The organism is Kitasatospora sp. NPDC030952 (assembly GCF_055571335.1).
On record NZ_JBVIFM010000037.1, the window covers coordinates 23,961 to 49,420 of the forward strand.

Genomic DNA, 25,460 nt, shown 5'->3' on the forward strand with positions numbered 1-25,460 from the left:
CGACAGGCTGTCGGCAAGAGTATCGACTTAGGTTAGCCTAACCAAATCTAGGGCCGATCCCGATCCCAGGAGGCCGCATGACCACGCCCGAGCCCACCCCGTTCTCCACGGTGCTCCGCACCGCCAGCAGCGAGGAGCACGAGGCCGCGGAGCAGTCCTCGTTCATGAGCCGCCTGCTGGGCGGACAGCTCGGGATCGAGGCCTACGCCGACCTCACCGGCCAGCTCTGGCACGTCTACCGGGCCCTGGAGAGCCGGGCCGGGCAGCTCGCGGACCACCCGCTGGCCGGGCCCTTCATCGACACGGCGCTGCTGCGCACCGCCGCCGTCGAGCGCGACCTGGCGCACCTGCGCGGCCCCGACTGGCGGGACGGACTGGCCCCGCTGCCGGCCACCACCGCCCTGGTCGCCCGGATCGAGGAACTGGCCGCCGAGTGGCCGGCCGGGTACCTGGCCCACCACTACACCCGCTACCTGGGCGACCTCTCCGGCGGCCAGATCATCCGCGGCGTGGCCGAGAAGACCTGGGGCTTCGAGCGCAAGGGCGACGGCGTGCGGTTCTACGTCTTCGAGGAGATCGACAACCCGGCCGCCTTCAAGCGCGAGTACCGGGCCAAGCTGGACGCGGCGGGCGCGGCGATGGACGAGGTCGAGCGGCGCCGGGTGGTCGAGGAGTGCAAGCGGGCCTTCGTGCTCAACGGGGCGGTCTTCCACGACCTGGACGCCGGCTACCCGCTGAGCGCCTGAGGCCCCCGCGCCCGCGGAGCCGGCCCCGGCGAGCGGGCGCGGATGGCGCCGGCCCGGGCGCCGGCCCGGCGCGCCCCGCTGCCGCTGCTTCAGTCCTCCAGCCGGAAGCCGACCTTGAGGTACACCTGGTAGTGCTTGACCCGGCCGTCCTCCAGGTGGCCCCGGACCTGCCCGACCTCGAACCAGTCGAGGTTGCGCAGCGTCCGGGAGGCCCGTTCCACCCCGTTGCGGATCGCGGCGTCGACGCTCTCGGTCGAGGACCCGACGATCTCGGTCACCCGGTACACGTGGTCGGTCATGGCGGACTCCCTCAGCTGTGCGACGGCCCCCGGTCCACCGTGCACCGCCCCGGGGCCGCCCGCACCCCGACGGCCGCCGGGGCCGCCGCCGCGGCGGGCCGCCGGGGCCGGCTGGAACGCCGCCCTAGAACGCCGCCCGGACCAGCCCGACCGGGGCGCCGCCGCCGAGCAGCGGGGCCGCGCCGATCCGCTCCACGGTGTCGTCCGCGCCGGTCACGCCGAGCCGGCGCAGGGCCGCCGCGAGCACCGGGCCGCGGGCCCGCTCCGCGCCGTCGTCGATCTTGAAGGCGAGCGCCCGGCCGTCCGGCAGCGCGACCAGCTGGACGGCCTCGGCGCCCATCTTGGACAGCGCGCCCGGGACGGCCCGCATCAGCCAGGTGTCCGCCCGGCGGGTGCCGGCCACGTACTCGGGGTGGGTGCGCATGGCGTCGGCCACCCGGCGCTGCGCGGTGCCCTCGGCGGCCAGCACCAGGCTGCGGTAGCCGCGGGCCAGGCCGGTCAGCGAGACGGCCAGCAGCGGAGCGCCGCAGCCGTCCACCCCGGTGTGCCCGGGGGTCTCGCCGGTGGCCTCCGCCAGGGCCTCGCGGGCCAGCTCCTGGATCGGGTGCGCCGGGTGGAGGTAGCCCTCGGTGCTCCAGCCGTTGGCGACGCAGGCGGCCAGCCAGCCGGCGTGCTTGCCGGAGCAGTCCATCAGGATCGGGGCGCGCCGGCCGCCGGCCGCGAGCAGCAGCTCCGCCTCGGTCTCGTCCAGCGGGAGGTCGGCCGGGGTGCGCAGGGCCGACTCGTCGAGGCCGGCCGAACCGAGGATGGCCCGCACACCGTCGAGGTGAAACGATTCTGCGGAGTGGCTGGAGGCCGCCAACGCCAGCAGCTCGCCCTCGATCGCCAGCCCGGCCCGCAGGGTGGCCACCGCCTGGAACGGCTTGGCCGTGGAGCGCGGGAAGACCGGCGCGTCGGGGTCACCGAGCGCGAACTCCACCGAGCCGTCGGCGGCGAGCAGGACCAGCGAGCCGTGGTGACGGCCCTCGGTGAAGCCCGAGCGTATGACCTCGGCGAGCACGGGCGGGTTGGCGGACTGGGACATCGGGGAGCCTTCCGGGGGCGAGGGTGTGGGCCGGGAGGAAGCCGGAGTCCCACCCGCCCGCGACGCCTCAGCCGGTCAGAGCGGCCTCTCCGAGAGCAGGTCGTCGACCCGTGCTTCCCCATCACGGTACCTGCGGGTGATCTCGGCATTGCAACCGTCGGCCGTCCGCAGCAGCCGCTGGCGCCGGCCGGACACCTCGCGCTCGTGCGCCCGCAGCCGCTCCAGGGCGGCCAGCAGCTCCTCGGCCGGGTGGGCCGCCAGGTCGGCGAGCTGGACGTCTCCCATCAGGGCGTCCGCCTCCAGCTGCGACTCCTGGGTGCGCGGCGGGCCGAGGGTGACGTGCCGGGCCGAGCGCCGCACGGTGGAGGGCGCGTCGGTCAGGATGGCCGGCAGCCGGTCCAGCAGGTCGCCGCCGGGCTCCTCGCCGGCCGCCCGGGCGGGGTGGGCCGGGCCGCCGCCGGGGCGCCGGTCCAGCTCGGCGCGCAGGATGTCCATCCGCCCGTGCAGCAGCCGCCGCAGGTAGGACAGGTCGGCCTCCTGCTCCAGGGTCTCCCGGCGCAGGACCCGCAGCTGGTCCAGGCCCAGCCGCTCCAGGTCGGGCTCGCCGTCCGGGCCGACCGCCCAGGACGGGCCCCCGGGGGCCTGCGCCACCTGCCCGGAGCGACTCCACGCCGCGCTGCTCGCGTCCATCATCCAGCCCACCTGCCGTCGTCCGATCCCGCCCGCTCGCGGCAGCCCGTCCCTGCCGCCGGCCCGGCCCGTCCCCCGACGGGCTCGGGCGTCCCGTCCGTTGGCACGCCCGGGAGCCCCGAAGGGTTCCACACCCCGGCCGGGACCACCCGCCGGGGCGACCCCGACAGAACGCCTGACCTACCGGCTCGACCGCCCGGCCGAACCCCGGCCCGGTGCGGCGGACCTTCAGGCGCGCCGGGCCCTTCGTACGGCCCCCAGCGTGCCACCCCACCCGGCGCGCGCGCACCGCCCGTGCACCCGAACGGCCCCCCTGGCGAACGGGGGTGGCTGATATGACCGGGCCTTTCCGCAGGAAGAGTGGCGCCCGACCCTGCGCAGGCGCGCGCTGCATGGCGTGCGCCACCCTTTCGCGCGCCCCTGATGTGCGCCCCTCATGCGCACCTCTCCCCGCGGGGCGGGGCGGCGCTCCGGCACAATGGCGGCATGCGAGCAGTGGTGCAGCGAGTGACCGAGGCCCGGGTGACCGTGGCGGGAGAGACCGTCGGCGCGATCGAGGGGCCCGGACTGTGCGTCCTGGTCGGCGTGACCCACGAGGACACCCCGGCCAAGGCGGCCCAACTGGCCCGCAAGCTCTGGACGCTGCGGATCCTGCCGGCCGACGACCAGGGCGTGGAGCAGAGTTGCTCGGACATCGGCGGCCCGCTGCTGGTGATCAGCCAGTTCACCCTCTACGGCGACACCCGCAAGGGCCGCCGCCCCACCTGGAACGCCGCCGCCCCCGGCCCGGTCGCCGAGCCGCTGGTGGACGAGGTGGTCGCCCAACTGCGCGCGCTCGGCGCCAAGGTGGAGACGGGCCGGTTCGGCGCCGACATGCAGGTGGCGCTGGTGAACGACGGCCCGTTCACCGTCCTGGTCGAGGTCTGAGCCAGAGAGCCGCCGAGACACCGGGCTACCGGGCTACCGGGCTACTGGGCTACTGGGCTACTGGGCTACTGGGCTACTGGGCTACTGGGCTACTGCGGGACGATCACGTCCTGGGTGCCCGGCACCGTCCCGGCCAGCAGCACCGCGTCCACCGGGACGTTCCGCTTGACGATCGCCAGCGCGATCGGGCCCAGCTCGTGGTGCCGGGCCGAGGAGGTCACGAAGCCCAGCGACCGCCCGTCCGGGTCGGAGGCCAGCCGCACCTCGGTGCCGTGCGGGGGCAGGGTCTCCTCGGTGCCGTCCAGGTGCAGGAAGACCAGCCGGCGCGGCGGGCGGCCCAGGTTGTGCACCCGGGCGACGGTCTCCTGGCCGCGGTAGCAGCCCTTCTGCAGGTGGACGGCGGTGCGCAGCCAGTCCACCTCGTGCGGGATGGTCCGGTGGTCGGTCTCGAAGCCGAGCCGGGGCCGGTGGCCCTCGATCCGCAGCGCCTCGTACGCCCAGACCCCGGCCGCCGGACCGTACCCGGCGGTGAGCTTCTCCAGCTCGGCGCGCGGCACGAACAGGTCGCGCCCGTACGGGAGTTCGCGAACGGCGGCGGCGCCCTCGACGGAGCCGGTGGAGCCGGCCGGCAGATGCACCACGGCGTACTCGGCGGTCGCGTCGGCGACCTCCACCCGGTAGAAGAACTTCATGCTCTCCAGGTACCCGACCAGCGCGCCCTGGGTGCCGGGCTCGACGTGGGCCCAGGTGGTGGTGCCGTCGTCGACCAGGTAGAGCGCGTGCTCGACGTGCCCGTTCGGGGAGAGCACCAGCGCCTCGGTGGCGTGCTGCGGCTCCAGCCCGCTGACGTGCTGGGTGAGCAGCAGGTGCAGCCAGGCGAGGCGGTCGGCGCCGGTGACGGTGACCACGCCGCGGTGCGAGAGGTCGACGAAGCCGGTGCCCCGCGACAGGTTCCGTTGCTCACGGAAGATGTCGCCGTAGTGGGCGGCGACTCCCTCGTCGGCCCCCTCGGCGGGGACGGCTCCGGGCAGGGCAAGCAGCGGGCTCTTCTCACCGGTCATACCGGCCAGCTTACGACCGGCCGTCGTCCTGCCCGGCGGCGCAGTCGGCGCAGCGGCCGAAGATGGCGAAGTGCTTGAGGTCGGTGTCGAAGCCGTGCTGCTCGCGCAGCCGGTCGATCAGCGGCTGGGCGATCTCGGTGCCGGTCTCGGTGACCTTCTCGCAGTCCCGGCAGACCAGGTGCAGGTGGTGGTGGCGGCCGGCCAGGTGGTAGGTCGGGGCGCCGTGGCCGAGGTGGGCGTGCGAGACCAGGCCCAGCTCCTCCAGCAGCTCCAGGGTCCGGTAGACGGTGGAGATGTTGACGCCGCTGGCGGTCTTGCGGACGTGGCAGAGGATGTCGTCGGGGGTGGCGTGGTCGAGGACGTCCACGGCCTCCAGGACGAGCTGTCGCTGCGGCGTGAGGCGGTAGCCGCGCTCGCGCAGGTCGGCCTTCCAGTCGCCGGAGAGCTGCCAGTCGGTGGTGCCGGTGTCCGCCACGGTTCTGTCCCTGCCAAGGTCGGGGGTCCTGAGGCAAGTGTAGGGACCGGCCGGGGGCCGGTCCCTACCTCGTGCACGGATCGTGCGGGCCTACTCGGAGAAGCCGGTCACTTGAAGAACGCGATGCCGTCGTCCGGCAGGTCGTTGATGTCCTTGATCAGCTGGGCCGGGCTGAGCACCTTCTTCAGCTGCGCGGACATGTACGGGCGCAGCGGCACGTTCGGGGCGGCCTTCTCGCCGACCCAGAGCAGCTCGCCGTTGACGAAGCCGTACAGCCGCTTGCCGCCGGAGTACTCCGGGGAGCCCTCGATGCGGGCCACCGCGTCGGTGGAGACGTCGACCTGCGGCTTGCCGTCGGCCAGCTCGCCGTACCAGATCTCGACCGTACCGTCGTCGCGGACGGAGGAGATCTCGATCCCCCGGGCGCCGCTGGTGCCGTCGTGGTTGCTGGTGATGCGCCAGAAGGCGTGCTCGTTCTCCAGCGGACGGACCTTCTCACCCTCCTCGTTCAGCACCCAGGTGCGGGAGCGGAACTCCAGGAAGGGACGGCCGTCGTGCCGGATCACGATCTCCTGGCCGAAGTTGCACTTCTCCGTGCCCGGGAAGTCGTACACGCCCGCGCCCTCCCAGGTACCGAGGAGGAAGGCGAGCGGGACGACGTCCCTGTGGAGGTCAGAAGGGATCTCGATCATGTTCCTGGTCGCTGTCGTGGTCGGTGCGGTCTGCCTCAACCGTACGGCAGGGTCAGCGCTGGCCCTGGTACAGCTTCATCACCGAGAAGATGGCGAACCAGGTGATCAGCACGGCCATCAGGGCCAGCAGACCGTCGAAGAAGATTTCCAGACCGGACACGGGGGGCTCCCAGGCGGCGACAGTGTGGTGGATTTTGCTCGCGCTCACTCTATCCGGCGGGCTACGGCCGGTCGCGGTGAGCCCCACCACGTCGGGTTTCGCGTCCCGCCGCGTCGGGTTTCGAGCCCCGCCGCGCCGGTTGCCGGGCCGACCGGCCGGGGCCGCGTCCGGGCGCCGTCCAAGGTTTGCCCAAGGGATTCCGCGATGACGGCGGACGGGGCCCGCGCGGCCTCTAAGGTGGCGCCATGTCGAAGAAGCTCGTCATCAAGGTGACCGCCGGGGCGGATGCGCCCGAGCGGTGCTCACAGGCCTTCACGGTGGCGGCCGTGGCCGTCGCCAGCGGGATCGACGTCTCGCTCTGGCTGACCGGGGAGTCGTCCTGGTTCGCCGTGCCGGGTCGGGCGGCGGAGTTCGAGCTGCCGCACGCCGCGCCGCTGCCGGACCTCCTGGAGTCCGTCCTGGCGGCCGGCTCGGTGACCCTGTGCACCCAGTGCGCGGCCCGGCGCGGGATCGAGCAGAAGGACACCGTCGAGGGCGTCCGGATCGCGGGCGCGCAGGTCTTCCTCAGCGAGATCATGGCGGACGGCGTCCAGGCACTCGTCTACTGACCGCTACGACCGGTCGTCGTGGTCGGGGCGGTCCCGGTCATGGCCGGGGTCGTCCCACTTCGGGTCGTCCCAGCGCGGGTCGTTCCACCAGTCGTCGTCCGGGTCCCGCTTGTTGGCGAACACCGCGGCGAGCGGTGGGATGACCATCGCGACCACGCACAGGCCGACCGCCGCGGCCACCGAGAAGAACCGCACCACGCCCCAGGCCAGGACGAACAGGCCCAGGCACACGCCCATCATGGCGTAGTAGTAGCGCCGCCGGCGCCTCGTCTGCACGTCTTCCACGGTACGACCGAGGGCCCCTGCACGGCAGGGGCCCCGGTGTGATCGTCCAAACCGGTCAGACCGCGATCGCGACCTCGACGGCGGTGCCCTGGGAGGCCACCACCTGACGGTCCACGGTCTGGCCCGGGACCAGCGCGCGCAGGGTCCACTTGCCCGGGCGGGCGAAGAACCGGAACTGGCCGGTCGCCGAGGTGGGCACCTCGGCCGTGAACTCGCCGCCCTCGTCGAGCAGCCGGACGTAGCCGTTGACCGGCTCACCGTCGCGGGTCACCGAACCCTGGATGATCGTCTCGTTCGCCACGTCAACTCCTGCCAGGTCCGGGCCGCCGGCCTTCGCACCGCACATGTCTGTCTCCTTCTGACTTACGGGTCGAGCCGGGGGCTCAGTTGTTGCCGAGCTCGATCGGCACGCCGACGAGGCTGCCGTACTCGGTCCAGGAACCGTCGTAGTTCTTGACGTTCTGCTGGTCCAGCAGCTCGTGCAGCACGAACCAGGTGAGCGCGGAGCGCTCGCCGATGCGGCAGTAGGCGATGGTGTCCTTCGCCAGGTCGATGCCCTCGGCCTCGTACAGGGCCTTGAGCTCCTCGTCGCTCTTGAAGGTGCCGTCGTCGTTGGCGTTCTTGGCCCACGGGATGTTGCGGGCGCTCGGCACGTGGCCGGGGCGCTGCGACTGCTCCTGCGGGAGGTGCGCCGGGGCGAGCAGCTTGCCGGAGAACTCGTCGGGCGAGCGGACGTCGACCAGGTTGAGGGTGCCGATGGCGGCGATCACGTCGTCGCGGAAGGCGCGGATCGAGGAGTCGGCGGCCTGCGCCGTGTACTCGGTGGCCGGGCGGGCCGGGACCTCGGAGACCAGGTCGCGGGAGTCCAGCTCCCACTTCTTGCGGCCGCCGTCCAGCAGGCGGACGTCGCCGTGGCCGTACAGCTTGAAGTACCAGTAGGCGTACGAGGCGAACCAGTTGTTGTTGCCGCCGTACAGGACGACGGTGTCGTCGTTGGCGATGCCCTTGGCGCTGAGCAGCGCCTCGAAGCCGGCCTGGTCGATGAAGTCGCGGCGGACCGGGTCCTGGAGGTCCTTCTTCCAGTCGATCCGGACGGCGTTGCGGATGTGGTTCTTGTCGTACGCGGAGGTGTCCTCGTCGACCTCGACGATGACGACCTTCGGGTCGTCCAGGCGGGCCTGGACCCAGTCGGCGTCGACCAGGACGTCACTGCGGCTCATGGTGGTGTTCTCCATCCGGGGGCGGTTGGCGGAAGGTGCTGCTCAACAGGTGCTGCAGGGGTGCCCGAAACGGGTGCGGTCCGAATACCCGTCCGAATGATGGGACGGAGGAGCGAAGCCGGGACGACCGGGCGGGGGACTGCGGAGTACGGCGGCGACCAGCGGCCGCAAGGGCTCCACGAGGTCACCGGGGAATCGGCGGCGGGCGTCAACTGCCCTGCCAGGATGCCGACTTAGCGCATTCGACACAGACAGGCGGCCACGCGGCACAGGTCGACCGCCCGCCGCTTCGTGAGATCCGTCTGTCGCTTCATGCCGACGATGCTAGGGACACCGGGGGCCGCCTGTCATCAGCGTATCGAATGCCGAGATCAAAATGATCGAATGCTGGGATTCGCCTCCACGCCGCCCGACCGGCGCCCCGCCGGGCCCCGACCGAGCACCCCGCGGCGGCGCACAACGGGCGGAAACGACGCCGCTCCGCGGTCCGCGCTGGACAGCGCGTCTCGCGGAGCGGAACGGAGCACACGGGCCGGGCTCAGCCCAGCAGCTTCACGCCCTTGCCCTCGAAGGACAGCTGGAGGCCCTCCGGCAGCGGCGTCACACCGTCCTTCGCCGCCAGCTTCAGCCCGGCCGGCATCGAGTCCAGGGTGACGCTGGCCGGCTCGACCTTCCGGTTGGAGATCCCGGCGAACATCTCGGCCAACGAGCTCAGCCGGAGGCCGTCCACCGTGATGGTGTTGCCGTCGTTGTGCACGGTGGCCTCGCCGACCGAGACCGGCCCCAGCGAGGCCTTGACCTTGCCCGGCCCGCCGTACGACAGGCTCAGCCGGGAGTTGCCGCCGACCGGCAGCGAGGCGCCGCCCAGCAGTTGGGAGGCCGGGGGCAGCAACTGGGCGAGGTCCTGGTAGGTGATCACGCCGCTGCCGGTGCCGGTGTCCACCGTGGCGCTGTTCAGGTTGTCGCTCACCTCGACCCCGGAGAGCTTGGCCTTGAAGGAGTGCAGCGCCACCTGCTGGCCGTTGTCGCGCACGGTCAGTCCGTCCGAGGAGATCCGGACGTCGTCGAGCTTCTTCGACACCACCTGAGTGAGGAACGGGAAGCCCTCGATCGTGACGTCCGGCCGCTTGCTCATCCGGCCGCTCTTCACCAGCTGGTCGGCGGCCTCGTCCTCGGCCACGCCGACCGCGATCCGGTCCGCGCCCAGCAGCAGCCCGAAGAGCACCGCCACGCCGATCGTCGCCTTCAGCCATCCGCGCATCGTGTCCCCCGTCGTCACCGGTCGCCGTCGTCGCCCGCCGCGGTCCGCCGCCGTCCCGTCCCTGGACCGTCCCGGACGCGGCCCCTACCGCACGACCGTACGACGTCCCGCCCCGGAAGGTGGTTCCGGGGCGGGACGCGGTCGCGGCGGACCGGGCTCAGCCGGCCAGCGGGCCGGTGGCCATCCAGATCAGCGGCGCGGCCACCGCCAGCGGCAGCGCCACGCCCGCCGTCATGTGCACGAAGCGGGACGGGAAGTCGTACGCCGCGACCCGGCGGCCGACCAGCGCACCCAGCCCGGCCAGCGCACCCAGCGCCACCGGCGCGCCCACCAGGAAGCCCAGCAGCACCGCCGCGACCAGGCCCAGCACCGGGCCCAGCTGCTTCGGCCCGGGCAGCGGCGCCGCCGCCAGCACGGTGGCCAGCGCCACCGCGCCCACCCCGGCCGGCACCCAGTCGGCCAGCAGCAGCGTGGTGCACAGCGCCGTCACCACGGTGGCCGAACCCAGCACGGTCAGCGCGTAGAACCGCTCCTTCGGGTCCGACGGCCGGAACGTCTGCAGCACCAGCACCAGCAGGAAGAACCCGCCCAGGGTGCCCACCACGGCCGCCACGCCGCCGTCCGAGTCCGCCAGCAGCACCGCCGCGTCGGCCACGAACCCGGACAGCGCCGCCAGCAGGATGCCCTGCCGGGCCGGCCACATGCCGTTCAGCCGGAACCAGCCGGCCGCCGTCAGCAGCTGCAGCAGCGCCACCACCAGGGCCAGCGCCACCTGCCCCAGCGCCGCGCCGCCGGCCAGCAGCGCGGCCGCGCCGGCCGTGATCAGGGCGGGCTGGAGGCCCGGGTCGATGATCGGCGAACCGGTCCGGCCCTGCGGGGCCGCGGCCCCCGGGGCGGCCGGCACCGGCTGCGCCGGCCGGGCGCCGTACGGCGGGGCGGCGTGCGGCGGGGCGGCGGGGGCGTCCGGGCGCTTGAGCGTCATGGTCGGCGGGTCGAAGCCGAGCCCGGCGGCGGGCGGCATCCCGGCCGCGGGGTGGCCGACGGGCGCGGCCTGCTGCGGGGCGGGCTGCGGCACCGGGGCCGCGTGCCGTGCCCGGGACGGCTGCTGCGGCTGCTGCGGCATCACCGGCTGCGGCATCGGCTGATGCCGCATCGGGGGCTGCATCGGGGGCTGCTGCACCGGCTGCCGCGGCGGCCGGCCGGCGTGCTGCGGCGGGGCGACCGGCATCGCACCGGAGACCCGCACCGGCGGCAGCAGGGTGGTGGCCGCCGCGTCGTCCATCGGCGGGACGGGCGGCAGCAGCGTGGTCGCCGCGTCGTCCATCGGGGGCACCGGCGGCAGCAGCGTGGTCGCGGCCGGGTCGTCCATCGGCGGGACGGGCGGCAGCACCGTGGTCGCCGCGTCGTCGTCCACCGGATAGCCGTACGGGTGCTGCGCGTGCTGCGGCGGGTACGGCGCCTGCTGCTGCGGATGCGGATGGGGCTGCCGGGGCTGCTGCGGCCAGTCGCCGTAGCCGCCGCCGTCGTTCGGGTAGTTCATGTCCGTCACGCCGCTCAGCCTCCCGCGAACGGCGGGAGGACCTCGACCGTCCCGCCCTCGGTCAGGGCCACGGTCGCGTGGTCCCGGCCGCCCACCTGCGCCCCGTCGACCAGGTACGAGCAGTGCCCGAGCAGCCCGACGAACTTCGGCCGGTCGGCGTGCCGTTCCTTGGCCGCCGCCAGCGCCTCCGCCAGGGTCGCCGCCTCGTACGGCTCCTCGGCCAGCCCGGCCTCGGACTTCGCCGCCGCCCAGTAGCGGATCGTCCCGCGCACCCGGGCGCCGCTGGCGGGCTCGGTGGTCGCGCCCATCGGGCCACCCCTTCCGTTCGTCCTCGCCCGGCCCCGGTGACCCGGTCCGGCTCGCCACCGCAGCGCCGTCCGACCACCCGAACGATGGACCCCGACATCGCCGCCGATGTGGGTCCCATGATGGCGTGTCCGCCGGTCCCAGCGGCAATCGCCCCGGTCGGACGGGCCCGCGGCGGCGCTCGAAGCTGTGTCCAGGCTCACCCGGCGTGCGCCCGGATTGGGCGAACCGCCGGATTCGCGCACTCCCGGCGCGGAAGGCGGTCGGCTATCCTCATGGACCAAGAGGGATCCGGGCAGAGTCGCCCCCGGGTCCTTTTGTGCTTTCAGGACGCCAGTACGGACGTTCGTGCGATTCGCCGGCCCACCCCCGGCGCGCCGCAGGGACCGCCCCGCCTCTCGCGGCACAAGGACGTGCCGGGTCGGCGGGGTGACGCCACCCGGCGCCGGGCCGCCACCCGGGACCGGACCAGACCGGAGGGTTCGCGGGATGAGCAGGGCAGGAACGGTGCACCAGGGGTTGCGGGACCCCCGGCCCGTCGAGCGCTCCCCCGACCCCGCCCGGGCGTCCTTCCCCCTCCCCTCAGCACTTGCGCCCTCCGGCTGCGGCGGCAACCGTGGCGCTACCGCGACGACCCGGAAAGGGGACCACCGGGTATGAGTTCACTCCTCCTCCTCACCAACGCACTGCAGCCGTCCGCCGAAGTGCTGCCGGCCCTCGGCCTGCTGCTGCACAACGTCCGGGTGGCCCCCGCCGAGGGAGCGGCCCTGGTGGACACCCCCAGCGCGGACGTCATCCTGGTCGACGGGCGGCGCGACCTGCCGCAGATCCGCAGCCTGTGCCAGCTGCTGCGCTCCACCGGCATCGGCTGCCCGCTGATCCTGGTGGTCACCGAGGGCGGCCTGGCCGCCGTGACCGCCGAGTGGGGCATCGACGACGTCCTGCTGGACACCGCCGGCCCGGCCGAGGTCGAGGCCCGGCTTCGGCTGGCGCTCGGCCGCCTCCAGGTCGTCACCGACGACAGCCCGATGGAGATCCGCAACGGCGACCTCTCGGTCGACGAGGCCACCTACTCCGCCAAGCTCAAGGGCCGGGCACTCGACCTCACCTTCAAGGAGTTCGAGCTGCTCAAATACCTCGCCCAGCACCCCGGCCGGGTCTTCACCCGGGCCCAGCTGCTGCAGGAGGTCTGGGGCTACGACTACTTCGGCGGCACCCGCACGGTGGACGTGCACGTCCGCCGGCTGCGCGCCAAGCTCGGCGTCGAGAACGAGCAGCTGATCGGCACCGTGCGCAACGTCGGCTACCGCTTCGTCGTCCCGGAGAAGGCCGAGAAGAGCGAGCGCCCGGAGCGCGCCCAGCGCCCCGCGACCCCGCTGGAGGCCTGACCTCCCCGCCCGACGAGCCGGGCGGGCCGTCCCCCGCCCGGCTCGTCCGGATTGCTCCCGGTGCGCCCCCGGAGCGGCCCCGCTCCCACTGCCGCCCCGGGGGCCACACGCGTAGACTCCCCCCGTGGCCAAGGTGACGCGCGACGATGTAGCCCGACTGGCTGGGACCTCGACCGCGGTCGTCAGCTACGTGATCAACAACGGTCCGCGCCCGGTCGCGCCCGCGACCCGGGAGAAGGTCCTCGCGGCGATCGAGCAGCTCGGCTACCGGCCGAACAGCGTCGCCCAGGCGATGGCCTCCCGGCGGACCAACCTGATCGGCATGGTCGTCCCGGACGCCCGCCAGCCCTTCTTCGCCGAGATGGCGCACGCCGTCGAACGGGCCGCCTCCGAGCGCGGCAAGCTCGTGCTGATCGGCAACTCCGACTACGTCGACGACCGCGAGGTGCACTACGTCCGCGCCTTCCTCGGCATGCGGGTCTCCGGCCTGATCCTGGTCAGCCAGGGCCCCTCGCAGCGCGCCGCCGAGGAGTTCGCCGCGATGGAGGGGGCGAAGGTCGTCCTGCTGCACCGCCGTCCCGAGGCGATCGACGACGTCGCGGTGGTCACCGACGACGTCGGCGGCGCCGAGGCCGTCGTCCGCCACCTGCTGGAGGAGCACGGACACCCGTACGTGGCCTGCTTCGGCGGCCCGGTGGAGTCCCCCGCGCCCGGCGACCCGGTCATCGACCACGTCGAGGGCTGGCAGCGCGCCATGGACGCCCACGGCATCCCCACCGAACCACACCTGATCGACGCGCCCTTCCACCGCTACGGCGCCTACGAGGTCGCGCTCGAACTGCTGCGCTCCCCCGAGCGGCCGCGGGCGGTCTTCTGCTCCACCGACGACCAGGCCATCGGCGTGCTGCGGGCCGCCCGCGAGGTCGGCCTGCGCGTCCCCGAGGACCTCGCGGTGGCCGGCTTCGACGACGTGCCCGAGGCCGCGCTCGCCGACCCGCCGCTGACCACAGTCGCCTCCGACCGCGACGCGATGGCCCGGGCCGCCGTGGACCTGGTGCTGGACGACTCCCTGATGGTGCCCGGATCGGACACCGAACGGGTCCGCAAGTTCCCGTCCCGCCTGGTCATCCGCCGTTCCTGCGGCTGCGACGGCGCCGCCCCCGGCCGGGCCGCCCAGGAGTAACCGGAGCGGAACTGCCGGTTCCGCTCCATCGGCGGCCTGACCAGGCTTTATGAGAACCCAACGGGGTTCTCGGCACGTTCTGAGCCGCTTCTCATCCCGTCCTCATCCACCAGGCGGAGCTTGGTCGGCATGAGCGAACAGCGGCACAACCCCAGCGAGCAGTACGGCCAGTACGAGCCCCGCGTCATCGAGGGCACCGTGCTGGGCTCCGACACCGGCGGCACCGACCCGCACGCCGGGTACGGCCACCGCGAGGGCGGCACCGACCCGTACGCCGGGTACGGCCACCACGAGGACCACTCCGGCGGCGCCTTCGGCGCGACGCCGCCCCCGCCGCCCATGCCGCCCGAGCCGCCCACCCTGCTCGGTCACCCCTCGGGCCCCGAGGGCCCCGGCGACCACGGCGACCACGGCGGCCGGGCCCGGCGCGGACTGCTGCGCGGGCGGATCGCCCTGGTGACCGCCGTCGCCGCGATCGCCGCCGTGATCGGCGGGGTCACCGGCGGGGTCATCGCCGCCGACCGGCAGTCCGCCGACACCCGGGTCGGCACCATCGCCAGCCCCGTCTCGGCCCGTACCGACGGCACCGCCAACGTGCCCGCCGTCGCCGCCGCCGTCTCGCCCAGCGTCGTGCAGATCACCGTCAAGGACCGCACCGGCACCGCCACCGGCACCGGCGTCGTCCTGAACACCGACGGCCGGATCCTCACCAACTTCCACGTGATCGCCACCGCCTCCGACGGCGGACAGATCACCGTCACCTTCAAGGACGGCTCCACCGCCTCCGCCACCGTCACCGGCACCGACAAGAAGCTCGACGTCGCCGTGATCACCGCGAGCGGCGCCAAGAACCTCACCCCCGCCGTCCTCGGCGACTCCTCCACCACGGCCATCGGCGACCCGGTCGTCGCCATCGGCAACCCCGACGGCCTCACCGGCACCGTCACCTCCGGCATCATCAGCGCCGAGAACCGCGACGTCACCGTCCAGCTCGACGAGGGCTCCACCAGCGGCAACGGCGGCTTCGGCCTCCCGTTCCTGCCCGGCCTGCCCGGTACCCGCGGCGGCGGCGCCCAGCAGCAGCAGAGCAACGGCGACACCACCACCTACAAGGCCTTCCAGACCGACGCGGCCCTCAACCCCGGCAACTCGGGCGGCCCGCTGATCAACGCCAACGGGCAGGTCATCGCCATCAACTCGGCGATGTACGCGCCCGGCGGATCCAGCTCCTCCGGCAGCAGCGGCGCCGGCAGCGTCGGCCTCGGCTTCGCCATCCCGATCAACGACATCAAGCAGGTCCTGCCGAAGCTCGAATCCGGCCAGAGCCTGTGAGCCACAATCCGTAGGAACCGGTAGGCGTCCGCGAGGCGGACAATTACCTCCAGCAGACCCAGCAGAGCGACCCAGCACGCCCTCCACCCGACGAGAAAGGGCACCAGCCCATGACCCCGTCCGCCGACGACCGCAGCACCGCCGAGGCCGGTCACCCCTCCGCCCGGCTCCTCGTGGTCGACGACGAACCCGCCCTCCGGGACGCCCTGGAGAGCAGCCTCGCCTTCGAGGGCTACGAGGTCGCCACCGCCACCGACGGCTACGAGGCCCTGGAGTCCGTCGAACGCGACAAGCCCGACCTCGTCCTGCTGGACATCATGATGCCCCGGATGGACGGCCTCACCGCCGTCCGCCGGATGCGCTCCCGCGGCGACACCGTCCCCGTGCTGATGCTCACCGCCCGCGACGCCGTCGGCGACCGCGTCACCGGCCTCGACGTCGGCGCCGACGACTACCTCGCCAAGCCGTTCGAACTCGACGAACTCCTCGCCCGCGTCCGCGCCCTGCTGCGCCGCAACGCCCTCGCCGCCGAGGCCGCCGCCCGCGCCGTCGTCGAGGACGACAGCGAGGTCCTCGCCTTCGCCGACCTGCGGATGAACACCGCCACCCGCGAGGTCACCCGGGCCGGCAAGTCCGTCGAACTCACCCGCACCGAGTTCATGCTGCTGGAGATGTTCCTCTCCCACCCCCGCCAGGTCCTCACCCGCGAGCAGATCCTCAAGGCGGTCTGGGGCTTCGACTTCGAGCCGTCCTCCAACTCCCTGGACGTGTACGTGATGTACCTGCGCCGCAAGACCGAGCAGGGCGGCATGCCGCGCCTCATCCAGACCGTACGAGGCGTCGGCTACGCCCTGCGCCCGGCCACCGGCACCAGCGCGTGAGCACTGTTCCGCCTCCCCCGCCGCTGGCGCCGCCACGTGTGGTGCCCGGTAGACGCCGGCGCCTCGTCGGCTGGTACCGCTCCCGCTCGCTGCGCGGCCGCCTCACCTTCCTGAGCGCGGCCGCGGTGGCGGTGGCCATCGCCCTGTCGGCACTGGCCTGCTGGTTCATCGTGGACAAGCAGTTGTACGGCCAGGTCCGGACCGACCTGGTCAGTGCGCCCCCCGCCATGGTCGGGAAGAACCTCAACCTGTACGACGGCCCGGAAGCTGCCCTGGCAGCCAACCAACCTCGTACCACCACACCGGAGTTCAGCGGGGCGGCTCCCCGGGACACTCAGTTCGTGACACCGAGCGGCGTGGGCCTGCCCCCCGGCTCGACCCGAGCGATTGTGATCAAGCCGGAGGACGCGGCCGCGTTCCGACTCAAGCCCGGTCAATACATCATCCGTGACGGGCGCTACACGAACGGCGACCCGGCACTCGTGCGGCTCACCTCCGTGCCGCACTACTCGCAGCCCACCGTCGCGATGGTCGCGACCCCCACCCAGCCCATCGAGGACTCCCTCCAGGGCCTCGCCATCCTCCTCGGCGCCGTCTCCCTCGGCGGCATCCTGCTCGCCGCCGTCGCCGGCCGTCTCGTCGCCCACTCCTCCCTCAAGCCCGTCGACCAACTCACCGACGCCGTCGAGCACATCGCCCGCACCGAGGAGGTCGGCACCACCATCCCGGTCAACGGCGACGACGAGATCGCTCGCCTGTCCACCTCCTTCAACTCGATGAGCACCGCCCTGGCCAACTCCCGCGAGCGCCAGACCCGGCTGATCGCCGACGCGGGCCACGAGCTGCGCACGCCCCTCACCTCGCTGCGGACCAACGTCGACCTGCTGATCCGCAGCAACGACACCGGCCGCCCGCTGCCCCCGGCGACCAAGACCAAGCTGCTGGGCAACATGAAGGCCCAGATGCAGGAACTCACCGTGCTGATCGGCGACCTGCTGCAGCTCTCCCGCCCCGACACCCCCAAGGCCGGGCCGAACCTCACCGTGGTCGCCCTGCACGAGATCGCCGGACGGGCGGTCGAACGGGCCAAGCTCCGCGGCCCCGGGCTGGTCTTCGAGACGAGCACCGAGCCCTGGTACGCGCACGGTGACGCGGCCGGCCTGGAGCGGGCCGTGATCAACCTGCTGGACAACGCGGTGAAGTACAGCCCGCCCGGCGGCACCATCGACGTCCGGCTCCGGCACGGCGTGCTGACCGTCCGCGACCACGGCCCGGGCATCCCGCCGGACGAACTCCAGTACGTCTTCGACCGGTTCTGGCGTTCCCCGTCCTCACGTCAACTCCCCGGCTCCGGCCTGGGGTTGTCGATCGTCGCGCAGAGCGTCCGGGAGGCCGGCGGCGAGGTCACGCTCGGCCCGGCCGCGGACGGCGGCCCCGGCGCGCTGGCGACCGTACGACTTCCCGGCGGCCCCGCCCCCGAGTAGCCGCCGGGAGAACAGGAGGGGCGGGGCGCCCCGACAGCGCCCCGCCCCTCCTCATGTCCGGCTCACGGGTCAGTCGATGTCGCTGCCCGGGCCGAGGACCTTGATCCGGTCCTGCGCCGGCGGCTTCAGCGGCGAGCCCGCCGTGCTGTGGGCCGTCAGGTAGGCCGTGAAGACGTCCAGGTCGGACGCGCCGACGAGCTTGTCGGTGCCGGCCGCGAAGGCCGGGAAGCCGTCACCGCCGCCGGCCAGGAACTCGTTGGCCGCGACCCGGTAGGTGGCGGCCGGGTCGACCGGCGCGCCGTTCAGCCGGATCGAGTCCAGCACGACGCGGTCCGCGCCGGTCTTGCGCATGTCCAGGGTGTAGTGGAGGTTCGAGGACACCTGGAGGATCTTCGGCGCCGCGTCGTTGAATCCGCTCACCTGCTGCTGGAGCACCTGGACGAGCTGGGCGCCGGTCAGCGTCTTGACCTGCATCATGTTGGTGAACGGCTGGACGGTGAACGCCTCGCCGTAGGTCACCACCCCGTCGCCCTCACCGCCGGAGGCCTTGTGGACCAGGTCGGAGCGCAGGCCCCCCGGGTTCATGAAGGCGACCTGGGCCCCGCCCTTGCCGGCCGGGGCGAGCCCCTCCAGCTGGGCGTCGGCGATCACGTCGCCGAGCGGCTTCTCCAGGTCGGCGCTGCCGCGGCCGTTGATGTCCGCGGAGATGTAGCCGACCGGGCGGTTGGCCTTCGGCGCGGCCAGCTTGGAGTAGTGGTCGATCAGCGCCGTCATGTCCGGGGCCTTCTCGACGGTGCGGCGCACCACGTGGTTCTCGGCCTTGACCGACGGGCGGACGATCTCGCCGGTGGTCTTGTCCAGCTTCATGTCGATCTCGGTGAACAGCCGGCCGAAGGAGGCGGCACTGGTCACCGAGCGCGGCACGCCGGCGGGGTCGGGGATGGTGCAGGCGTACGCGTTGTGGGTGTGGCCGGTGACGATGGCGCCGACCGCCGGGTCGATCTGCTCGGCGATGTCGACGATCGGGCCGGAGATGCCCTGGCCGGCCGCGCCGCAGTCGTAGTTGTAGACGCTGCTGGCCGGGTACCCGCCCTCGTGGATCAGCGCGACGATCGAGTTGACGCCCTTGGCCTTCAGCTCCGCGGCGTACTTGTTGATCGTGGTGACCTCGTTGGCGAACTTCAGGCCCTTGACGCCCTCGGCGGTCACGATGTTCGGCGTGCCCTCCAGGGTGACGCCGATGAAGCCGATCTTCACGCCCTGCGACTTGGTCACCCAGTACGGCGGCAGCAGCGGCTTGCCGGACTTCTCGTCGGTGACGTTGGCCGACAGGTAGTTGAAGTTGGCGCCCTTGAAGGTGCGGCCGGGCTCGTAGCAGCCGTCGGTCGGGTGGCAGCCGCCCTCCTGCTTGCGCAGCAGCTCCGCCGCGCCCTGGTCGAACTCGTGGTTGCCGACCGAGGTGACGTCCAGGCCGAGCTTGTCCATCGCCTCGATGGTCGGCTCGTCGTGGAACAGCGCCGAGGTGAGGGGGCTGGCACCGACGATGTCGCCGGCCGCGACGGTGATCGAGTCGTCGGCCGGGATCCGCGCCTTGCGCAGCTCGGTGGCCAGGTACTCGATGCCGCCGGCCGGGGTCGAGACGACCTGCCCGGTGGCCGGGTCGACCTCCTTGATCGTGCCGGAGGAGCCGGCCGGCGGCTCCAGGTTGCCGTGGAAGTCGTTGATCGCCAACAGCTGGAGGTTGACGGTCTTGTGACGCTTGGCGTTGGCGTCGGCGGCCTGGGCGGCCGTCGGCACGACCACCGTGCCGAACAGACCTGCGGCGGCGACGACGGCGAACGCCGACCGTCGGGATCTGACGGTGAGCATGAGAGGTTCCCCTGCACCTTGGAGGAGCACGCGGCAGCGGAGCGCAGCGGCGTGCGGGCGATGTGTTGCGCGAGTGCAGCCTAGGGTCAACGCGCGTAGCTGTCAGGAGGTCGGACGTAACGAGAGGATTACCTGCTGACGAACCATCGCCGCCGGAGCCGGACGGGCAGCCTGCGCACCAATTCCCCGGCCCGGCTCAGACCCCCGGCTCGGCCGCCAACTGCCGCTCGGCCCGGGTGCGTTCGGCCACCGCGTCCTCGGTCATCGCGCGGTCGGTGTAGACCAGCGGCCGCTCGGTGTCGGTGATGATGTGTTTGACCACCTGGACGTTGCCGTTGACGTCCCACACCGCGATGCCCGGCGACAGCGTCGGGATGATCTCCACCGCCCAGCGCGGCAGGCCCAGCACCCGGCCGGTGGCCCGCGCCTCATCGGCCTTCTGCATGTAGATCGTCCGGGTGGAGGCCATCTTCAGGATCGCCGACGCCTCCTTGGCCGCCGCGCCGTCCACCACGTCCGACAGGTGGTGCACCACCGCCACGAACGAGAGCCCGAGCCGGCGGCCGAACTTCAGCAACCGTTGGAACAGCTGGGCCACGAACGGACTGTTGATGATGTGCCAGGCCTCCTCGACCAGGAAGATGCGCTTCCTCCGGTCCGGCCGGATCCAGGTGTGCTCCAGCCACACCCCGACGATCGCCATCAGGATCGGCATCGCGATCGAGTTGCGGTCGATGTGCGAGAGGTCGAAGACGATCAGCGGCGCGTCAAGGTCGATGCCGTCGCTGGTCGGGCCGTCGAACATGCCGCGCAGGTCACCGTCGACCAGCCGGTCCAGCACCAGCGCCACGTCCAGGCCCCAGGACTGCACCTCGTCCACCGCCACGCCCAGCGACTCCACCGAGGACAGCTCGGGGCTGCGCAGGGTGTCGATGATGTCGTCCAGCACCGGCTGGCGGTCCTTCACCGTGGCCACCACATGGGCGTGCGCGGCCTTCAGCGCGAAGCCCGCCCGCTCCTCCAGACCGCGCCCCATCGCCACCTCGATGATGGTGCGCAGCAGCGACAGCTGGCCGGTCTGGGTGATCGCCGGATCCAGCGGATTGAGCTTCACCCCGCCGTCCCGGGCCGCCATCGGGTCGAGCCGGATCGACTTTATGCCCAGCGCGTTCGCGATCAGGTTCCACTCGCCGACGCCGTCCTCGCCCTGCGCGTCGAGCACCACGACCTGCCGGTCACGGAACCTCAACTGCCGCAGCACGTACGTCTTCTCCAACGCCGACTTGCCGTTGCCGGACTCACCCAGCACCAGCCAGTGCGGGGCCGGCAGCTGCTGCCCGTACAACTGGAACGGGTCGTAGACGTAGCCCTTGCCGCTGTACACCTCGCGCCCGATGATCACTCCGGAATCGCCCAACCCCGGTGCGGCGGTGGGCAGGTAGACCGCCTGCGCCTGGCCGGTGGAGGTGCGCACCGGCAGCCGGGTGGTCTCCACCTTGCCGAACATCAGGCTGGTGAACGCGTCGGTGAGGTTGCCGAGCGCCATGGGCGGCCTCCTGGTGCCAGCGGTAGGGGTGGACGAGCGCGGTCCGGGGCGGACCGGCGCGACGGTCAGCGGCGGATGCCGGTGGCGAACGGCAGGGTGTTGACGAACGCCCGGTGGTGCTCCCGGTCGCACCACTCCAGCTTGAGGTAGCTCTTGCCGGCCGAGGCCCGGATGGTCCGCTTGTCGCGGGCCAGCGCTTCGGGGTTGCGCGAGGAGACCGTGATGTAGCCGACCAGGTTCACCCCGGCCGCGCCGGAGGCCAGGTCGTCACCGCGCTGGTCCACCCGGCCGGTGTGGGCCAGGTCGCGCGGGTCGACCGTACGGTTCATCTTGGCCGCGCGGCTGGCCTCCGCCTCGTCGTTGGTCTTCTCGGTCAGCATCCGCTCGATCGCGACGTCCGTGGGCTCCAGGTCCATCGTCACCGCGACCGTCCGGATCACGTCCGGGGTGTGCACCAGCAGCGGCGCCAGGAAGTTGACGCCCACCGGGGTGAGCGGCCACTCCTTGACCCACGCGGTGGCGTGGCACCACGGCTCCCGGGTCGCCGACTCGCGGGTCTTCGCGGTCAAGTACTGCGGGTGGGTCGCGTCCAGCTCGGCCGGCCAGGCGTTGCGCCGGGACATCGCCTGGATGTGGTCGATCGGGTGGTCCGGGTCGTACATCGAGTGCAGCAGCGAGGACAGCCGGGCCTGGCCCAGCGGCTGGCGCACCCGGATGTCCGCCTCCGCCAGCCGGGCGCAGATGTCGGTCAGCTCGCGGGCCATCACGGCCGCCAGCCCGTCGTCGTCCCGGGCCCGCCCGCCGGTGGCCGTGCGACCCATCGCGTGCGCCTCGGCGGCCAGGTCCCGGGTGTAGTGCATGCAGGCCACCAGGTACGCCCGGTGCTGCTCCGAGGAGGTCGACACCATCGACTGCAGCTGGTCGTACGACTCCTGCAGCCAGCGCGGCGCGTCGTGGTCGCCGCGCCGCTCGACGTCCTTGGCGTGGGCGTCCGGGTCAGCGGGCAGGGTGCGGGCCAGGATCTGCAGCCGGGTCACGAAGCCGTCCCCGTTGGCGACGTGCTTGAGCAGCGTGCCGAAGCGGTCGACCAGCGCCTCCTGGTCCTCCGAGTCCCGCAGCCCGACGCCCGGACCCTCGATCTCGATCGCGGCCGTCACCGTCCGCCGCTCCAGGTGCATCAGCACCCCGACCTCGTCCGGCCCGAACGGCGCGGTCAGCCAGCGCAGCCGACCCACCCCCGGCGGCGGGCCGATCTCCACCTCGCGGCCGTCCATCCGGGTGCCCGAGTCCATCGCCTCCGAACGCCACACCGCGCGCCCGCTGCGGATCGTCCGGCGGTAGGTGCGGTTGATCTCCACCCACTTGTAGAACGTCCGCTTGCGGTACGGCACGTAGACCGCCGCGATGGCCAGCAGCGGCAGGCCGATCAGACCGGCGATCCGCAGCGGCAGGACGGGCATCAGCAGACCCCAGAGCATCCCGAGGAACGCCCCGAAGATGATCAGTATGATCTCGCCGGACTCCCGGTTCCGGCCGATCGGCGCGTTCGGGCGGGCCTTGCCGATCAGGTAGGTGCGGCGCTGGTGCACGTACGGCTGGGCGTACTGGGCACCGTACTGACCGAGCGGTTCGCTGCTCACTTACCCGTCACCCTCCCTTCGCTGGATTGCTGTCGCGGATCGGAACCGGGGCGGCCTGCGGCGGCCCGGCCTGCGGCGGTGGGGCCGGCGTCCGGCCGGCGTGCGCGGCGATGCCGGGCGCCACCGAGCCACCCCCCGCACCGCCGCCCCCGCCGACCGCCGGCGCACCGCGGTCGCCGTGGGTGCTGATGCCCTGCTTCATCAGGTTCGCGGTGCCGTTGATCATCGCCGAACCGGCCTGCACCGCGCTGGCCCGGGCCCGGCGCATGTTCAGCATCTCGTCGCCGAAGGTCGGGACGAAGCGGTACACCGCGGCACTCGCGAAGATCGACAGGAACAGGATCGCCAGCCCGGACAGCACCCGGGCGAAGTCGTCGTTGGCCCCGGCCCCGGTCGCCACCGCGCCCGCCAGCCCCATGATGATCACGATGATCGGCTTCGCCAGGTCCACCGCCAGCATCATCCCGGCCCAGCGGCGCACGTGCTTCCACAACTGCCGGTCCACCAGCCCCGCGTACACCGCCGTCCCCAGCAGCGCCCCGACGTACAGCATCGCCGCGCGGATCACCAGCTCGATCCAGAGCACCGCCGCCGCCAGCACCGCGACCAGCGACACGATCACCAGGATCAGCGGCCCGCCACCGACGTCCCCCTTCTCCAGGGTGTCCGCGAACCCGCCCAGGTACGTCCCGGTGTCCGACTTCGTCCCGACCGCGATCGCCTTCGTCAGCCCGTCCGTCACGCTCACCACGGTGAACAGGATCAACGGCGTGAACGCGGAGGCCACCACCGTCAGCCACAGGAAGCCGACCGCCTCCGAGATCGCCGTCGTCAACGGCGCCCCCCGCACCGCCCGCTTGGTCACCGCCAGCAGCCACAGCACCAGCGTGATCACCGTCGACACCGCGAACACCACGGCGTACTGCTGCAGGAACGACTGGTTGGTGAAGTCCACCGCCGTCGTCCCGTCGATCGCCCCCGACAACTTCCGCACCACCCAAGCCGCCGCCTGGGCACACCCCTTGGCCAACGACCCGAGCGGATCGGTCACGGTCCCGACGGTCCCACTGCCGGGGATGACGACGGCTCCGTTGGGAGCACATCCGGCATCGCTGCCCGGGATCGGAAGGTCGACCTTCTGACAGGTCGGCGTCGCGGTCGGCGACGGGTCGGCGACCACCCGCTGGGCCGCCAGCATCGCGACCACCTGCAAGGTGGCCAGGACACCGGCCAGTGCGCCCGCGCGGCGTGCGGTCGTACGGCGTGCGGTCTGGTCAACGGGCATAGCGGAACCCCCCGAACTGCTGGACGGCGCCGGTGATCTCCTCGGCGGTGGCGGCCTGCTGGTCTCCGGGCATCGGCGCGGGGCCCTGCCTGCTGGTGAAGTCGCTGAGTTTCCAGTCGCTCCCCGTCCAGTGGAGCGAGAGCGCGAGGGTGAACCAGTTGGCGGTCACCGGCTGGACGGAGCGTTCGCCGGCGAGGCCGGTGAGGCCGGTGCACCACACCTCGACCTTGGCGTCCCCGTCGCCGTAGGCCGTCGACTTGGTGCCGACCGGGACGGTGCGGCTGACGAAGGTGAGCCCCTTGGGTGCACGGCCCTGGGCGTCGAGGCCGTAGCGGGCGGCGGTGTCGCCGCCGAACCCCTGGTCCAGTCGGCTCTGCAGGGCCCCCGCCGCGCCCGGGTCGGCGATGGTGGCGACGATGGTGTGGCGGCTGTCGGTGCGGAACATGTCCGCGGAGCCGATGGCCACCGCGTAGTTGGCGGCGGCGGACTGGGCGCCCTGGTCACTGTGCGGGAAGCCGGAGGCGATGCCGTTGACGGTGGTGCCGACGGGCTGGTCGCCGCTGGGCGCCGGGCCGGCGCCGGTGCCAGTGGTGGGGGCGGCGCGGTCGGCGGAGCTGCCGTTGCCGCCGGGGCCGGGCTTGCCGCGGTTGGCGATGGAGATGGCGACGACGAGCAGGGTGACGACCACGAGGACCGTCAGCAGGGTTCTCACTGGCCGGGACTGACGGGCGGTCGCCGGAGCGGAGGGCTGTTCGTCGACCGGCAGCCGCGTACGGGTGTGCGGCTGGTCGTCGGACAACGGCACGGCGGCCCTCCTGGTGCGGGGAGCCGGGGCGGCTCCGGGGGCCCTCCGGCCGGGGGCGGGCGCGGACGGAGGGTGGGAACGGGGGTGGACTCCTGGCGGTCGGCCCGCTGGGGAGGTCCGGGCGGGAACCTGCCCTCAGGAGGGCCGGGTCGCTGCTGTCCGATCGTCAGATAGCCATGCCGTAGACAATGGTGAACAGAGTGCCGAGTGATCCAATGATGAACACGCCGGTCAGGCCGGCGACGATCAGCCCCTTGCCCTGTTCGGCTCCGAAGCTGTCGCGCATCGCGGTCGCGCCGATCCGCTGTTTGGCCGCACCCCAGACCGCGAGGCCGAGGCAGACGAGGATGGCGACGGCCATGATGACCTCGACCATCACCCGGGCCTCCGACCCGAGGCTCGCGAACGGGCCCCAGTCCGGGGCGATCCCGCCGATGATGGTGTCGATATTCGGCTTCTTGGGGGGGTCCTCGGCCAGGTGGCCGACCGCATAGCTGTGCACGCTGCTCAGGTTCATTTCCATCTCACCGCCCGATCAGGCAAATTCAAGGGCCCGGACCCCGTCCGCGCGAAGGGCCGGTGCCTATTCTTGGCCAGATCTGATGTCGACTTGGCTACTTCTCGCGGATTGGTCGTGAGGCATCGGACACGTACGCGAGGATGTCCACCGTACGAAGGATAGCGCTCACTCTT

At 72.6% G+C, this 25,460-nt stretch carries 27 protein-coding genes; 8 read left to right on the forward strand and 19 right to left on the reverse strand.

The window, feature by feature from the left end; all coding sequences use genetic code 11:
• Positions 1-77 precede the first annotated feature (77 nt).
• Positions 78-746 (forward strand): biliverdin-producing heme oxygenase, encoded by a 669-nt coding sequence (locus tag ACZ47G_RS37525; RefSeq protein WP_465750657.1) that lies wholly within the window; start codon positions 78-80, stop codon positions 744-746.
• Positions 747-835: 89 nt separating this feature from the next.
• Here the strand turns inward: ACZ47G_RS37525 and ACZ47G_RS37530 are convergent, their stop codons facing one another.
• The 3 genes from ACZ47G_RS37530 to ACZ47G_RS37540 form a co-directional block, all read right to left on the reverse strand.
• Positions 836-1,045: a dodecin gene (locus ACZ47G_RS37530; RefSeq protein ID WP_380461715.1), complete on the reverse strand. Its 210-nt coding sequence runs from the start codon at positions 1,043-1,045 to the stop codon at positions 836-838.
• 124 nt (positions 1,046-1,169) lie between these two features.
• Entirely contained in the window at positions 1,170-2,129 is a 960-nt protein-coding gene (locus tag ACZ47G_RS37535) for an asparaginase (protein WP_465750659.1), read from the reverse strand.
• A gap of 75 nt (positions 2,130-2,204) precedes the next feature.
• The gene (locus ACZ47G_RS37540) at positions 2,205-2,822 is read right to left on the reverse strand and encodes an RsiG family protein (RefSeq protein ID WP_380461713.1); all 618 of its coding nucleotides are present in this window, start codon (positions 2,820-2,822) and stop codon (positions 2,205-2,207) included.
• A gap of 483 nt (positions 2,823-3,305) precedes the next feature.
• Here ACZ47G_RS37540 and dtd point away from each other — a divergent pair, with 483 nt between their 5' ends.
• Positions 3,306-3,746, forward strand: coding sequence for a D-aminoacyl-tRNA deacylase (gene dtd / locus ACZ47G_RS37545; protein ID WP_465750661.1), 441 nt, complete (start codon positions 3,306-3,308; stop codon positions 3,744-3,746).
• An 89-nt stretch (positions 3,747-3,835) separates the two neighbouring features.
• On the opposite strand, the gene ygfZ is transcribed toward dtd, so the two are convergent.
• The 3 genes from ygfZ to ACZ47G_RS37560 all read right to left on the reverse strand — a co-directional run bounded on the left by ygfZ (position 3,836) and on the right by ACZ47G_RS37560 (position 5,974).
• Positions 3,836-4,807: a CAF17-like 4Fe-4S cluster assembly/insertion protein YgfZ gene (gene ygfZ, locus ACZ47G_RS37550; protein WP_465750662.1), complete on the reverse strand. Its 972-nt coding sequence runs from the start codon at positions 4,805-4,807 to the stop codon at positions 3,836-3,838.
• A 10-nt stretch (positions 4,808-4,817) separates the two neighbouring features.
• Positions 4,818-5,282, reverse strand: coding sequence for a Fur family transcriptional regulator (locus ACZ47G_RS37555; RefSeq protein WP_380461710.1), 465 nt, complete (start codon positions 5,280-5,282; stop codon positions 4,818-4,820).
• 107 nt (positions 5,283-5,389) lie between these two features.
• Entirely contained in the window at positions 5,390-5,974 is a 585-nt protein-coding gene (locus ACZ47G_RS37560) for a heme-binding beta-barrel domain-containing protein (protein WP_363654256.1), read from the reverse strand.
• A gap of 405 nt (positions 5,975-6,379) precedes the next feature.
• Between ACZ47G_RS37560 and ACZ47G_RS37565 the strand changes: the two genes are divergently transcribed.
• Positions 6,380-6,742, forward strand: a complete 363-nt coding sequence (locus tag ACZ47G_RS37565; RefSeq protein ID WP_380461708.1) for a DsrE family protein — start codon at positions 6,380-6,382, stop codon at positions 6,740-6,742.
• 3 nt (positions 6,743-6,745) lie between these two features.
• On the opposite strand, the gene ACZ47G_RS37570 is transcribed toward ACZ47G_RS37565, so the two are convergent.
• From ACZ47G_RS37570 to ACZ47G_RS37600, 7 genes are all read right to left on the reverse strand, one after another.
• Complete coding sequence (locus tag ACZ47G_RS37570) at positions 6,746-7,018, reverse strand: DUF3099 domain-containing protein (RefSeq protein ID WP_465750664.1); 273 nt, start codon at positions 7,016-7,018, stop codon at positions 6,746-6,748.
• Positions 7,019-7,082: 64 nt separating this feature from the next.
• Complete coding sequence (locus tag ACZ47G_RS37575; protein WP_030059605.1) at positions 7,083-7,373, reverse strand: DUF1416 domain-containing protein; 291 nt, start codon at positions 7,371-7,373, stop codon at positions 7,083-7,085.
• Between the two features lie 37 nt (positions 7,374-7,410).
• Complete coding sequence (locus tag ACZ47G_RS37580; protein ID WP_465750666.1) at positions 7,411-8,247, reverse strand: sulfurtransferase; 837 nt, start codon at positions 8,245-8,247, stop codon at positions 7,411-7,413.
• A gap of 233 nt (positions 8,248-8,480) precedes the next feature.
• Positions 8,481-8,561, reverse strand: coding sequence for an Ms5788A family Cys-rich leader peptide (locus ACZ47G_RS37585; RefSeq protein WP_350517234.1), 81 nt, complete (start codon positions 8,559-8,561; stop codon positions 8,481-8,483).
• 224 nt (positions 8,562-8,785) lie between these two features.
• Complete coding sequence (locus ACZ47G_RS37590; protein WP_465750668.1) at positions 8,786-9,508, reverse strand: LmeA family phospholipid-binding protein; 723 nt, start codon at positions 9,506-9,508, stop codon at positions 8,786-8,788.
• 157 nt (positions 9,509-9,665) lie between these two features.
• Positions 9,666-11,057, reverse strand: a complete 1,392-nt coding sequence (locus ACZ47G_RS37595) for a hypothetical protein (RefSeq protein WP_465750670.1) — start codon at positions 11,055-11,057, stop codon at positions 9,666-9,668.
• A 5-nt stretch (positions 11,058-11,062) separates the two neighbouring features.
• Complete coding sequence (locus ACZ47G_RS37600; protein WP_380464106.1) at positions 11,063-11,356, reverse strand: MoaD/ThiS family protein; 294 nt, start codon at positions 11,354-11,356, stop codon at positions 11,063-11,065.
• Between the two features lie 654 nt (positions 11,357-12,010).
• Between ACZ47G_RS37600 and ACZ47G_RS37605 the strand changes: the two genes are divergently transcribed.
• The 5 genes from ACZ47G_RS37605 (at position 12,011) to ACZ47G_RS37625 (ending at position 17,622) form a co-directional block, all read left to right on the forward strand.
• Positions 12,011-12,742 (forward strand): response regulator transcription factor, encoded by a 732-nt coding sequence (locus ACZ47G_RS37605; RefSeq protein ID WP_465750673.1) that lies wholly within the window; start codon positions 12,011-12,013, stop codon positions 12,740-12,742.
• Between the two features lie 124 nt (positions 12,743-12,866).
• Complete coding sequence (locus ACZ47G_RS37610; RefSeq protein WP_465750675.1) at positions 12,867-13,925, forward strand: LacI family DNA-binding transcriptional regulator; 1,059 nt, start codon at positions 12,867-12,869, stop codon at positions 13,923-13,925.
• 129 nt (positions 13,926-14,054) lie between these two features.
• The gene (locus ACZ47G_RS37615) at positions 14,055-15,257 is read left to right on the forward strand and encodes a S1C family serine protease (RefSeq protein WP_465750677.1); all 1,203 of its coding nucleotides are present in this window, start codon (positions 14,055-14,057) and stop codon (positions 15,255-15,257) included.
• 110 nt (positions 15,258-15,367) lie between these two features.
• Entirely contained in the window at positions 15,368-16,138 is a 771-nt protein-coding gene (locus ACZ47G_RS37620) for a response regulator transcription factor (protein ID WP_465750679.1), read from the forward strand.
• A 41-nt stretch (positions 16,139-16,179) separates the two neighbouring features.
• The gene (locus tag ACZ47G_RS37625; RefSeq protein WP_465750681.1) at positions 16,180-17,622 is read left to right on the forward strand and encodes a HAMP domain-containing sensor histidine kinase; all 1,443 of its coding nucleotides are present in this window, start codon (positions 16,180-16,182) and stop codon (positions 17,620-17,622) included.
• A gap of 69 nt (positions 17,623-17,691) precedes the next feature.
• Here ACZ47G_RS37625 and ACZ47G_RS37630 read toward each other — a convergent pair whose 3' ends face one another.
• The 6 genes from ACZ47G_RS37630 to ACZ47G_RS37655 form a co-directional block, all read right to left on the reverse strand.
• A complete protein-coding gene (locus ACZ47G_RS37630) occupies positions 17,692-19,491 on the reverse strand; it encodes a bifunctional metallophosphatase/5'-nucleotidase (protein WP_465750683.1) in 1,800 nt (599 codons plus the stop codon).
• 196 nt (positions 19,492-19,687) lie between these two features.
• A complete protein-coding gene (locus ACZ47G_RS37635; RefSeq protein ID WP_465750685.1) occupies positions 19,688-21,037 on the reverse strand; it encodes an ATP-binding protein in 1,350 nt (449 codons plus the stop codon).
• A 65-nt stretch (positions 21,038-21,102) separates the two neighbouring features.
• Positions 21,103-22,677 carry an SCO6880 family protein gene (locus ACZ47G_RS37640; RefSeq protein WP_465750687.1) on the reverse strand — a complete coding sequence of 525 codons (1,575 nt, stop codon included), beginning with the start codon at positions 22,675-22,677 and terminating at the stop codon, positions 21,103-21,105.
• A gap of 7 nt (positions 22,678-22,684) precedes the next feature.
• On the reverse strand, positions 22,685-23,962 hold the full coding sequence (locus ACZ47G_RS37645; RefSeq protein ID WP_465750689.1) for a hypothetical protein: 1,278 nt from the start codon (positions 23,960-23,962) through the stop codon (positions 22,685-22,687).
• Positions 23,952-24,767 carry a hypothetical protein gene (locus ACZ47G_RS37650; RefSeq protein ID WP_465750691.1) on the reverse strand — a complete coding sequence of 272 codons (816 nt, stop codon included), beginning with the start codon at positions 24,765-24,767 and terminating at the stop codon, positions 23,952-23,954. The genes ACZ47G_RS37645 and ACZ47G_RS37650 overlap by 11 nt, the downstream gene beginning before the upstream one ends.
• A 166-nt stretch (positions 24,768-24,933) precedes the next feature.
• Positions 24,934-25,284, reverse strand: coding sequence for a hypothetical protein (locus ACZ47G_RS37655; protein WP_380461641.1), 351 nt, complete (start codon positions 25,282-25,284; stop codon positions 24,934-24,936).
• Positions 25,285-25,460 lie beyond the last annotated feature (176 nt).